The organism is Paracoccus spongiarum (assembly GCF_030732095.1).
Lineage (GTDB): Bacteria > Pseudomonadota > Alphaproteobacteria > Rhodobacterales > Rhodobacteraceae > Paracoccus > Paracoccus spongiarum.
The window spans coordinates 29,864-40,944 of sequence record NZ_JAVAMQ010000023.1 but is presented as its reverse complement, the minus strand read 5'-3'; the positions used below and the strand labels follow the sequence as shown (position 1 = coordinate 40,944).

General features: G+C 62.3%; 15 protein-coding genes. 11 read left to right on the top strand and 4 right to left on the bottom strand.

Features of this window, described 5'->3' with window-relative positions:
- From Q5Y72_RS17230 to Q5Y72_RS17210, 5 genes are all read left to right on the top strand, one after another.
- Positions 1–725: hypothetical protein (locus Q5Y72_RS17230; protein WP_305964659.1), on the top strand; the 725-nt coding region annotated here is incomplete at its 5' end.
- Position 726: 1 nt separating this feature from the next.
- Positions 727–1,338, top strand: a complete 612-nt coding sequence (locus Q5Y72_RS17225; RefSeq protein ID WP_305964658.1) for a DUF6927 domain-containing protein — start codon at positions 727–729, stop codon at positions 1,336–1,338.
- Between the two features lie 58 nt (positions 1,339–1,396).
- Positions 1,397–2,185, top strand: a complete 789-nt coding sequence (locus Q5Y72_RS17220) for an N-6 DNA methylase (protein ID WP_305964657.1) — start codon at positions 1,397–1,399, stop codon at positions 2,183–2,185.
- Between the two features lie 276 nt (positions 2,186–2,461).
- Positions 2,462–2,851, top strand: a complete 390-nt coding sequence (locus tag Q5Y72_RS17215; protein ID WP_073036385.1) for a VOC family protein — start codon at positions 2,462–2,464, stop codon at positions 2,849–2,851.
- A 4-nt stretch (positions 2,852–2,855) separates the two neighbouring features.
- Positions 2,856–3,194 (top strand): DUF1801 domain-containing protein, encoded by a 339-nt coding sequence (locus tag Q5Y72_RS17210; RefSeq protein WP_073036273.1) that lies wholly within the window; start codon positions 2,856–2,858, stop codon positions 3,192–3,194.
- Here Q5Y72_RS17210 and Q5Y72_RS17205 read toward each other — a convergent pair.
- A complete protein-coding gene (locus Q5Y72_RS17205) occupies positions 3,156–3,914 on the bottom strand; it encodes a helix-turn-helix domain-containing protein (protein ID WP_305964656.1) in 759 nt (252 codons plus the stop codon). The genes Q5Y72_RS17210 and Q5Y72_RS17205 overlap by 39 nt on opposite strands.
- Before the next feature lie 17 nt (positions 3,915–3,931).
- On the opposite strand from Q5Y72_RS17205, the gene Q5Y72_RS17200 reads away from it, so the two are divergent.
- From Q5Y72_RS17200 to Q5Y72_RS17185, 4 genes are read left to right on the top strand one after another with little or no spacing between them, the layout of a single operon-like run.
- A complete protein-coding gene (locus Q5Y72_RS17200) occupies positions 3,932–5,227 on the top strand; it encodes an ArdC family protein (RefSeq protein ID WP_305964655.1) in 1,296 nt (431 codons plus the stop codon).
- Positions 5,224–5,409 carry a hypothetical protein gene (locus Q5Y72_RS17195; RefSeq protein WP_147101122.1) on the top strand — a complete coding sequence of 62 codons (186 nt, stop codon included), beginning with the start codon at positions 5,224–5,226 and terminating at the stop codon, positions 5,407–5,409. Before Q5Y72_RS17200 ends, Q5Y72_RS17195 begins: the two co-directional genes overlap by 4 nt.
- A gap of 11 nt (positions 5,410–5,420) precedes the next feature.
- On the top strand, positions 5,421–5,621 hold the full coding sequence (locus Q5Y72_RS17190) for a hypothetical protein (RefSeq protein WP_305964654.1): 201 nt from the start codon (positions 5,421–5,423) through the stop codon (positions 5,619–5,621).
- A 10-nt stretch (positions 5,622–5,631) separates the two neighbouring features.
- Positions 5,632–5,799 (top strand): hypothetical protein, encoded by a 168-nt coding sequence (locus Q5Y72_RS17185; RefSeq protein WP_305964653.1) that lies wholly within the window; start codon positions 5,632–5,634, stop codon positions 5,797–5,799.
- A 246-nt stretch (positions 5,800–6,045) separates the two neighbouring features.
- Here Q5Y72_RS17185 and Q5Y72_RS17180 read toward each other — a convergent pair whose 3' ends face one another.
- From Q5Y72_RS17180 to Q5Y72_RS17170, 3 genes are all read right to left on the bottom strand, one after another.
- Positions 6,046–6,429, bottom strand: coding sequence for a hypothetical protein (locus Q5Y72_RS17180; protein ID WP_305964652.1), 384 nt, complete (start codon positions 6,427–6,429; stop codon positions 6,046–6,048).
- A gap of 269 nt (positions 6,430–6,698) precedes the next feature.
- Complete coding sequence (locus Q5Y72_RS17175) at positions 6,699–7,337, bottom strand: hypothetical protein (RefSeq protein WP_305964651.1); 639 nt, start codon at positions 7,335–7,337, stop codon at positions 6,699–6,701.
- Entirely contained in the window at positions 7,334–8,017 is a 684-nt protein-coding gene (locus Q5Y72_RS17170; RefSeq protein WP_305964650.1) for a ParA family protein, read from the bottom strand. Before Q5Y72_RS17170 ends, Q5Y72_RS17175 begins: the two co-directional genes overlap by 4 nt.
- A 462-nt stretch (positions 8,018–8,479) precedes the next feature.
- On the opposite strand from Q5Y72_RS17170, the gene mobC reads away from it, so the two are divergent.
- Together mobC and Q5Y72_RS17160 are read left to right on the top strand one after the other, a co-directional pair.
- Complete coding sequence (gene mobC, locus Q5Y72_RS17165) at positions 8,480–9,118, top strand: plasmid mobilization relaxosome protein MobC (protein ID WP_305964649.1); 639 nt, start codon at positions 8,480–8,482, stop codon at positions 9,116–9,118.
- Entirely contained in the window at positions 9,115–11,073 is a 1,959-nt protein-coding gene (locus tag Q5Y72_RS17160) for a relaxase/mobilization nuclease domain-containing protein (protein ID WP_305964648.1), read from the top strand. The genes mobC and Q5Y72_RS17160 overlap by 4 nt, the downstream gene beginning before the upstream one ends.
- Positions 11,074–11,081: the final 8 nt, after the last annotated feature.

Here is an 11,081-nt window from a genome sequence, read left to right as displayed (position 1 = left end):
CCATGGGGCCTTTCGACGACAAGCAGAGAGGTCTCGCCCATCGGCGGAAAGCAGGCACCAAGCCCGCGCCGCCCGTCGCAAGAGAAGGACGACGCGAGATGCTACGCAATTTTGACAATCTGACCCGGAACGAAGGCCGCTGGCTCAATCTCTGGGGCGCGTTCGATGTGACCGGGGAATATCTCGGCACATTCACCCTCGATGAATTGCGCGAGAAGGCGCAGGTGAAAGCCAAGTGGGTCAGTGCCGTTCAGTATCTGGGGGCGGGCCAGCGCATTGATGAAGCCGCGCTGGCGCAGGACTGGAACGGGTTGCCGTCCGGCACCTGCATTCTCGACTTTACCGGGTTCCGCGTCTCGCCCGTTCGCGACATGGGCGGCAGCATCGAGGTCTGCGATCCCGGCGAACATGCGTTCTGGTCGGTGTATGGGTTTCATCGGGAGGCAGAGGAATGGCAGATCGTCCATGACGCGCTGTCGGATGATATCGGCGAATCCCTTGCCCGGATCGTGGACCTGACCGGCGAGCTGGTCGAATACTGCGATCTTTCCTGCGCCTATGCCAACACCCGCCTGCCCGATCTGGTGGACCTGCTGTCGCAGCGCATCCTTGACGAGATCCCCGAGCAGAGTGCCGACGCCGCGCGCGGCGACGATGCCGATAATCATCCCCTGACCTATCTGCGCGAGCAAATCCTTGCCGCTATCGAAAAGCGGAGGGGCTGATATGGGCTGGCTGGTCCATAACCACACCCCCGCCTGCATCCGCGACGAGATCGCCCGGCTTTGTGGCGGCGAGGATGAAGAGCGCCGCAGCTATCCCGTGCTGATCAGCCGCAAGGGATCGGTCTGGTATGCGGCCGTCAGGTCGGAACCAAAGACCTCTGGCCGGCGCGAGGACGGGCTTTGCCCTTATGGCGACTACGTGACCGACGCAACCGGCGGTTATGTCTTTGCCGCGATCTTCCTGACATCGACCAAGGGCGGTGAGTGGGGCTACAAGTCGATGGCGGAGACCGCCGGCCCCACGGATGCCGCCGCCCATGCCCCGGAAAAGCTGCTGTCGCTGCTGTCGGAGACGGTCAATGATCATGCGACCGACTGGCGGCAGCGGTGCCGCGATCACGCGGCCAGGGAAAAACGCCCGCTGAAGCCCGGCGACGTGATCCGCTTTGCCGAGCCGCTGCGGTTCAGCGATGGCACCGAGGGCTGCACCTTCCGCGTGAAGAAGGAGCGCTTCGCCGGCGCGAACCGCGCGACCACCTTCTTTACCTGCATCGAGACCGGGAAGGACTGCCGGATCAGCCGCGTCATGGCGCGGGACTGGACCCGCATCTGATCCCCCGGCGCCGCGCCTGCGGGCGCGGCCCCCTGCCCCATTGCCCAAGGATTCAGACATGGCCCATCCCGCCGTGACCGATTTTCTGCGCGCGCTCGACAGCTTCGACCGCTCGAAGACCCGCACCGAGATCTTCCGCATCTTCTGCGAAATGGCCTGGTGCGCCCTGGCAAAGCGCGCCTCGCCCTTCCCCGACCAGCGCGACCGGCTTGAGGCCGACTACATGTCCTGTGTCGGGATGTTCCCGAACAAGGACGATGTGCGCCGGATGCCGGACATGATGGGCCTGGCCTTGCAGACCATCGCCGCCGGCGGCGTCGATTTCTTCGGCCAGGTCGCGGCCGAGATCGGCGCGCTCGATGCCCGCATGGGTCAGTTCTTCACCCCTTACGAGGTCAGCCGCATGATGGCGATGATGACCCTTGGCGATGTGGCGGCCCAGATCCAGACGCATGGCTTCATCACCATCTCGGAACCCGCCGCTGGCGCGGGCGGCATGGTGCTGGCCGTGGCCGATGTGATCGAGGAACAGGGTTTCGATCCGGCCCGGCATATCTGGGTCGAGGCCGTCGAGCTTTCCCGCGCGACGTTCCACATGGCCTATGTCCAGATCGCCGCGCGCGGTGTCGCCGGTCGCGTCATTCACGGCAACAGTCTCTCGCTGGAAAGCTTCGATCAGGCATTCACCCCTGCCGCGCCTGTGTTCCATGCGCTGAACGGCCACCCTTTCGCCAAGCAGCGCGAGGCCGAACGGCAGGCGGCGGATGCCGAAAAGGCTGCTCAGGCGATGCGCCAGGAGCTGCTACGCGGCTCAGTGCCGGCCACCGCACGCGCCGTCTGGCAATGACGATTGACGCAGGCCGACCGGCCCCCTAGCCTCGACCCCGACATGACCGATCCTTCTGCGACGAAGGTTTAACTGGGCCGCCCTCGGGCGGCCCCTTTCTTTGCCAGCGAACTTATCCACAATTTCTGTGGATCGTTCTGGGGATAGACTGAACGGCAGAACGACGCGAAGAGCCCAAACTGCGTGATGCTGCACAGCCGCTTATTGTCGGCTTTCTTCAAGACCGTCGCACCATCGTGGCCTATCGTTGGAACCACATTGTTGGAGGCGCCTCACATGATCTTTCGCTACACGATTCTCTACGTTGACGACGTCTCGTCGTCGCTCGACTTTTTTGAAAAGGCTTTCAGGCTTGAACGCGGTTTCCTTCACGAAGGCGGAGATTACGGCGAGCTGGTAACAGGGAAAACCAAACTGGCTTTCTCCTCAAGAGCCCTCATGCGCGAGTTGGGCAAGAGCCCGGCACTGCCGAGACCCGACGCCCCGACGTTCGAGATCGCTTTTGAGACGGACGATGTGGCCGGCACCCTGCAAAGGGCGCTCGACGCGGGGGCGACGCTGGTTCAGGACGTGCGCGATGAATCTTGGGGGCAGACAACGTCCTATGTGGCGGACCCAAATGGGTATCTGATCGAAATCTGCACAGCAGTACAGTTGCCAGGTTGAGGCCATGATGGAGGAGTCAGAAAAAGCAAAAATCGTCGCACAATTGAAAGCTGTTGTCGCAAAGGTTGAGCCCGCCGCGGCCTGTGTCACGAAATACGGTGGAACCATGATTGAGCGCGTTCCCGGGCAGCCCAAATCGCAGTTCTGCGGGATTTTCGCTTACAAGGACCACGTCTCCTTGGAGTTCACCAACGGCGCGCAACTGGATGATCCGGAGCGGGTGCTCGAAGGCGGAGGGAAGCATCGGCGTCACATCAAGCTCGCCAGCCTGGCCGACATCGTGGACAAGCGATGTGAGGATTTCCTACGTCAGACCCGCGATCTCGAGGCTAATCTCTCCTGACCAGTTGCCAAGCCCGGGTTGCGCCAGATCGGCAATGGCAGCCGGGTTCCGGCGGAGTTGGGCGGGCGTCCAGCCGAACCAACGCACGAACTCTCGCGTCATGTGCGCCTGGTCGCTGTAGCCGTAGTGCGCTGCGATTTCGGCAAGCGGAACGCGACATGGTAGGGCCTGAACCGCCCGCCGAGCCCGTCCCAGTTGACGCCAGAAGGCCGGGGAAGGAAGCGACAGGTCTTTGAAACGACGTTGCAGGGTTCTTTCCGATACGCCTTGTTGCCGGGCCAAGCAACGAACGCTGTTGCCCGACAAGCAAAGGGCCTCGATGGTTTCCGAGACCTCTTGGTCATGCCGCGTGTTGGCTTCGATCTCTGCCTCAAGGTTCGACACGTCATGGTCCGCGGGCTCGAATTCGGCAAGGTCTAGCGTAGTGCCAGGTCGCAGCCGATAGCCAGTCAGGCAGGTGCCTGCGTTTAGCTTGACCAACCTTGGCGCAAAGTCCCAGTCAGTGGTGTGAAAAACTTCGCGTCCCGTCCTGTCGCAGGACAAGACAACCAGATCGACACACCCATCCGGAAGAACAATCGAGACTTCGTTGGCCCCGGCAGTGTAGGTCCAGCGATGAACATGGGGAAGGCTGGCTTGGGTGAATGCGGTCATGACAGTCAGAGTGAACGAATAGCCGCCATTGATCCAGAGCGAAGCAACGGCAGAAAAGTCCCGCATAGCTGACCAACTCATCATTGATCCAGCAGCAAATCTGCGACCCGCGCGCAGGCGCGGGCCAAGATGGGCTGAGGACGTGGCGGGGGATCGACGCGGGCTGCGCCCGCGCTCACCCCCGCCCCGACGATCTTTTCGTTTCCTTTTGTCCGCCACGCATCCCTGCGTCTGACGGTCAATGGCCAAGCGCCGCGCGATGCGCGTCGTCGTCCAGGCGGGCCGTGTCCTCGGCTTCGCCTGCGGGCCGCGCCACCCCGCCTTCCCGAGCCTTGACAGTCAGCCCCAGGGCCGCGGGCAGGGCTGCGCCCTCCCCGCTTTGCCGTCCGAAAGGCATGGGGCCTTTCGACGACAAGCAGAGAGGTCTCGCCCATCGGCGGAAAGCAGGCACCAAGCCCGCGCCGCCCGTCGCAAAGGAGGCCGACATGGCAGCGAAGTTCGATATTTATCAGCATGTCACCGATCAGATCATTGCCAGCATCGAGGCAGGCACGCCCGCATGGCGCAAGCCTTGGACCGGCGATGCGGGCGGCATCCCTTGCCCCCGGCGCAGCACCGGCGAATTTTACAGGGGCATCAACATTCTGATGCTGTGGAGCGAGGCGGCCGAAATGGGTTTCCGCAGCCCCTACTGGTTCACCTACCGGCAGGCGCAGGAGGCTGGCGGACAGGTCCGCAAGGGCGAAAAATCCGCCATTGTCGTCAAATACGGCACCGTGGACCGTGAAGACCCCGAGACCGGCGAGGAAAAGACCATTGGCTATGCCAAGTCTTACCGGGTGTTCAACGCCGACCAGATCGACGGATTGCCCGAAGCCTATCATGGCGCACCCATCGAGGAACCCCGCGATCTCGGGACCGAGGCAGATCCGGCGCTTGAGGCGTTCTTTGACGCGACCGGCATCGAACGCCGCATCAGCGAAGATCCGCGCGCCTATTACGATATCGCCGGGGATTTCGTGCATATGCCGCCGGTTTCGACCTTTCACGAGGCGGGAGGATATTATGCGACCCTCGCCCATGAATATTGCCATGCCAGCGGCGCAGCGCACCGGCTGGACCGCTTCAGCCGGTTCAGCGACCGGGCATCCGTGGCATTCGAGGAACTTTGCGCCGAATTGGGGCAAGTTATGGTTTGCGCTCAACTCGGCCTGACGCCTGATTTCGGGCAGTCGGCGGCTTATATCGCGTCGTGGCTGCGCGCGCTGAAAGACGACAAGCGGATGATCTTCAAGGCCGCGACCGAGGCACAGAAGGCCGCCGACTGGCTCATGAAAACCGCACCCGCCGGGATGATCGAGGAAAGGGCCGCCGCATGAGCGGCCCGACCCCCCTGCCCGTCCTGACCTGCCGCAAATGCGGCAGCGTCAACCCGCTGGTGTTTCTCGCGCCCGTGACCGTGCCGGGTGAGCCGGTCGGAACCTGCATCTGCATGTCCTGCGCGATGGCGCGCGGCTGGCTCGACCGCGACGGCAATCTGAAACCCGGCACCACCCTGTAAGGAGGACGACCATGCACAGCTTTTCCGCCTATTGCCGCCTGAACGTGACGATCTGCGCCAGCAACCTGGCCGTGATCCGCGCGGCATCCCATAAGATCAATCCGAAAGCCCGGTTCGATCCGGCGCGGCGGGGCGACCGCCACGCCTATTTCCGGGCCATGCTCGATCAGCATGACGATGCCCGCGCCCTCGCGGCGCGGCATCGGTTGTGAGGGTTGCGCGATGTTCTATGAATTGCGCGACCATCCCGACGATTTGCCAATTCTCTGCGAGTCACTGGCCGAGGCTCGCAAGCGCGCCCGTGCCCGCTCCGCGCGTTTCCGCATCAGTGCTCTGATCTATGAAATGGACCCATTTACGGGAGAGCGCCTTGTTGAAGATGTAGGCTGATATTTTCCCCCGGCCCGATATCTGCGGGCCGGGGGGCGATTTGCGGCTTGGGCCTGATTGACCAGGAGGGCAGCGACCGGCGAGCCGGCCACTGCCCTCCTGGTCCGGCGCTGTCCGCGCGGAGCCGCTGCGCGGCAAATTGCGACGAGGCTTCGCCCGTCACGTCATTTCCTGGCTCTAAAGGACGTCAGATTTCCCACAGATTTTCTCGCGTCCCTTCGCTCTCTGGGGGCGCGTCCCGCTCGTTCATCTGCGAGGCCCTTCCGCCTGGCGGCGTTCGGGCTGGATAACCTGCCGGCCAGCGTCGCCAGTGCGGGGCGTGGCAACCATCGTCTGACGGTCCTCATCGGTCAGGTCAGCAAGCAGCAGCTGTGCCAGCCGGATCTTTCCACGGCGGCCGATCTGCCGGCGCGCGAGGCGCTTTCCACAGGCCAGGAAATACGCGCGCAGTTCCTCATATGTCGCCGTTGCGGCCCAGAACTCCGCATCGTCCTCGATATCGCCGAACGGCACCAGCGGGGCATCCGCGCGGGCTTCCTCCAGAACGGCGGACATGACCATCTCCGCGTCATACCAGTCACAGGCTGCAATCGCGTCCAGGAGGTTATGAGACCGTTCCAGCCGGGACATGCGGCCCCCCTGCCCTTCCGCCTGGCAATCGTTCCCGTGTCGATAGGCCATCTGCGCCCCCCGTCTCCGTCGGGGTGCCCCAAATGGAGCCTGCCCCGAAAACTTCGGTTTTCGGGGTCTGGCCTCGCCGAGAGTGGGGGTAGCAGAGGCAAGGACAATCGACGGAAGTGGTGCGGCCCGCAGGCGCAGCCGAGGACACGGTTCTGTCTATTGTCCTTGACGGCGCGAGGGGCAAAGCCCCTTAGCCCTTCGGACCAAGGGTTGCGAAGTTACCGGGTCAGCAATTCTTTGATCCGGGTCTCAACGTATTTCGCGAATTCCCATTGTGCCCAATTTTCGAAGATTTCCTTCGCGCCCACCAGGTTCATCGGGTCGATATGGGAAACGTCGCTGAGTTGTAGTGTCAGCGTCGTGCGAAAATACAGTCGTGGGATGTTGTCCTGGAACGGTTCCAGATGCGTTGCTGATGGACGGCCTTTCGCGACGGCCTCTCGGAAGGCCGGGATGAAATCTTTCCCGAGCGATTTCAAAACTCTCTGTTGTTCGAGGCGGGCCTGCGCAGCAAGGGCCGCCAGCTGTTCGGCCTGCGATTTCGGCACCTTGAGGACAAACTGAAGAAGCTGCTTTTCGAGAGCGGGTTCCGGTGGGCTGACGATGGCCGCACCGGACCTGTTCTTTGGTTCGTTCGGCGGCGGCGACGAGATCTGTGTGCCGGCAACATCCTCGGCTACGGGTGCCGCTTTTTGTTTAGGTTCGTCAGACGGAGGTTTCGCCTGCGGCTCTGAGGGCACGGTATTGTCAGCGCGCGGGCTGTCCTTTGGCTTATCCGGCAACCTGGTGATGAAGCCGGTGTCCGGAAGCGCCGGTCGTGATTTCTTCAGCTTTTCCAGCCGTTCTTTTGTGCTCATGACGTCTTCCCTTCCAACTCCCCACTCGTTGCCTCGTCGAAAATCTCGGCTGCAAGATCCAGGCTTGAAGCATAGTTCTTGCGCTGCCCCGGCATGCCCTTCTGGGCCATGACATTGAGAAGCCCTTGCGAGTCCATTTCGTTGTAGGAGGATCGGGTCAGCAGGAACTCCTCCATCACGGCGGAGCCGAACATGTCATAGCATTCTTCGAAGAGTCGCCCTTGTGAGGCTGTCAGTCTCTCGGGCACATTCAGAAGAACCTTCGGATGCGGCACCTGCCCGCCTTCGTTCCGGTACGCCTCGATGAAGGTCAGAATTTTCTCGACTTCGGCAATATCGCTGCGAGACGGCCGGGTTGGGACAATCAGAATGTCGCTGACCTCGAACACCATACCCATGAGTTCTGAGGATGATCCCTGCATGTCGATGATGCAGACGCTTTCGGTCTCTTCATCGTTCAGGCGCATGACTGTATCGAGCACCACCTGGTCGTCCATGGTCTCGATAACATCGACATTATCAGACCAGAGGCCCTTGTCGCGGCCGACTTTCGCCCATTCGACGAGTGCGCAGGATTCGTCAGTGTCGATGAATGTAACAGGATAGCCGCGGCTGTTTGCAACAGCCCCGAAGAGCCTGGCGCATGTTGTTTTTCCGGTTCCGCCCTTGCGCGTCACCATGCTGATCACCTTGCACGGCATCGTGGCCCCTTTTCCCGTTTCGTAGTTCTTACAGCAGGATACGTATATCCCGTTGCGTGTAAAGTTACATACGAACCATGCATCGCGAGTGTTGCGAACACGACACCCGAAAGATGGATACCGTTGCAAGGTATCAGATTTAAGAACAATGCATAGCGAACCACGAGGAACGTAGTAGGAATAGCGAAGCAAGTATTGAGGATAACGATCTATGAAAGATCGCATTACGAAATTTGGACCGATGATCTGTCACAACCGAAGTATGCGTTCCGATTTACGAATTACGTAATACGATACAGGTAGTATGATCTGAACCGGTGCGAGGTCCTGTCGTCGGCAAGGCGCTCATAATTCGGATTTCTTATATCGGATCTCATCAAGCCTTGCGTCCTGAGAAATCTGCTTTGGAAGTCGCTCTGAACATGCTACTGGAGGTTAAGGTTGAAGACAAGCGGTTGGCAGGAAGTGCGTATTGTAAGACAGAATTCGCGTAGCGCCGATTTGTCGAAGGGCGGGCAGGCGGCCCACCTGACCACGGCGACCCGCGATCAGATCGTGGCGCGGCTCAAGGAGGGCGTGCCGGTGGGCCGGATCGCGTCGGAGTTCGAGGTCGCGAAGAGCACGGTCTACCGGCTTCGCAGTGGCGCCATTGCCCCGAAGCGCCCTGCATTTTCCCCGACGGAGATGGTGAGCTTCCGGATCTCGGTGGGGGAGAAGGAGGCGTTCGAGCAGGAGCTGGCCCGTGCCGGGTTCAAGGATCGGTCGGATGCGCTGCGGGCGCTGGTGCGCAATTCGGTCGGTTTGCTGGACCGGAACTTCGCGTTCGTGGGCGAGGTGAAGGCGCTTTACGACGAGGTGTCGGCGATCGGTGTCAATGTGAACCAGATCGCGCGGGCGGTGAACCGCGGCCAGGCGCCGCCTCTGAGGGAGGCGGGCAAGGATCTGGCGGAGCTGAAATCGCAGCTTCGGAAGGTTCTGCCGGCACTGAATAATGTCGTCCAGGAGGCGCGGCGGTCCAACGAGCGGGTTTGGGCGGCGGCGCGGGCCGATGATGCGGCGGGCGAGGGGGAGAGCGAGTGAGTTTCCTTGCCGACGACGATGAAGGCGTCACGATCCGCCCGCATCTGCGGAAAGTGCGGGGCGGTGGTCGCTCGGGTGGTCGGCGCGGGTCGGGGCTGTCGGGCAGCCTGCTGAACAAGTGGAATTTCGCGGAAGGCTCGCGGGCCGCCGTTTTCAAGAAGATCGCCAGCGGCGGGACGCATACGCGCCACCAGATGCGCCGGCAGATGGATTACATCAACACCAAGGCGCAATACACCTTCGGGTTCAGCGACGCGCTGACCGACGAGCGGCGTCAGTCCGAAGCCTCCCTTGAGGCCATCGCGGATAGCTGGGAGGCCAGCTGGCAGGGCACACCGAAGAATGGTCACACGTCGCATCTGCTGATCTCGTTTCCGCCTGACACGGCGCCGCGCGATGCGGCGGCCATCGCCGAGGAAATGTGCGAGCGGGCGTTCGGGTCGGAAAAGGAATTTGCCGACGATCGTTGGGAATACATCGCGGCGCTGCACACGGACCGGTCGCACCCGCATGTGCATGTGCTGGTCAATAATCGCGGGGTCGAGAACGGCAGCTGGTTCTATCTGTCGAACAAGCTGGATGCGCCGTTCACCTACCAGGGGTTCCGGAACCTGATGGTGTCGGTGGCGCAGGATTACGGCGTCCACCTGGAGGCGACGACGCGCTACGAGCGTGGCGATCTTCAGTATTCGCCATCCTCGGCGCAGTGGCGGCAGGGCAGGGCGCCGGGCCAGCGGGCGCTGACGGATCGCGTTCTGGGGATGCTGATCGACGAGGCGGACGAGTGGGGAGAGGTGGCGAAAGCCGCGAAGATGGTGGGCAACGCGCGCGTGGCGGAGGTTGCGGATCGAATGATCCAGGGCATCGCCACGCAGAACCCGATTTCAAGGAAGGAATTCGAGATGGCACTTGAGAATGTCGAGACCCCGGAAGATTTCGAAGCGGCGATCCAGGGATGGGCGGAGCGGATGCGGGACAAGGTCCTGGAACTTCCCCCGGAGATGCAGGGCAAGCACTTCACGGCGATTGGCGGCTTCCTTGACGATGTGAAGCAGGAATACGGCGTTGTTGTCGAGGTTGAGGGGATCGCGCATCCCGGCCCGATGGCGAACAGCTTGCATGCCGATGGCGACCTTCTGGCTCGCCGCGCCGAGGAATACGTGCCCGAGGGCCGCGACATTGACCGCGAGACGCTGGCGACCGCCGTCCGTATGTTCTCGGCCGGGGTTTCGGAAGACGACGATATCCGGGCCTTCTCGGGCGCGGAGCTGGGCGACCGCGAGATCCGCGATTACAAGACGTCGCTGCGCGCGGTCGAGCTTGCCAATGTCGATTACAGCTTCGAGGCACGGCCCGGCGCGGTGGCGGATTTCTGGCAGAAGTTCGACGAGCTGTCGGGCGATGCCGGGATCGACCGGCAATTCGCCAAGGGCGTGTTCGAGAACGACCTGCTGAGCGACGACCAGAAGCGTGACGTGCTGTCTTCGGCGGTTGATCCCGAGCGCGGCCCGAAGATCTCGGCCGACCAGATGTTCGACAGGGTTCAGGACATGCGCGGCGAGATGCGGGCCAATATCATGACGCCCGACAGGGACTACCTGCGGTCCTTCATGCAGCGGCTGACCGAGCGCGAATACCCCTCCGCGGCACCGGAGTTCGCCAACCGCGAGAGCGAGCGGGAATACGCGGCGGCGCTTCGTGCCGAGTTCGGGACCAGGGGCTTTGAGCGGATGGCCGAAGGGGATTACCGCGATCTCCAGGCCATCACGCCGAACCGGCTGCACCAGCGCGAGCTGGCGGCCTCGGTGATGGCGATGGCGGAGCGTCCGGAACATGCCGCGAAGTTCGATCTGTCGCGGGATCAGATTGCCAAGGGCTATGAGGCGGCGGATGAGCCCCACAAGGCGCGGCGTGTGCTCAGCCAGAGCAGCACCGGCGACGATTTCTCGCTCTGAGGGGAGGG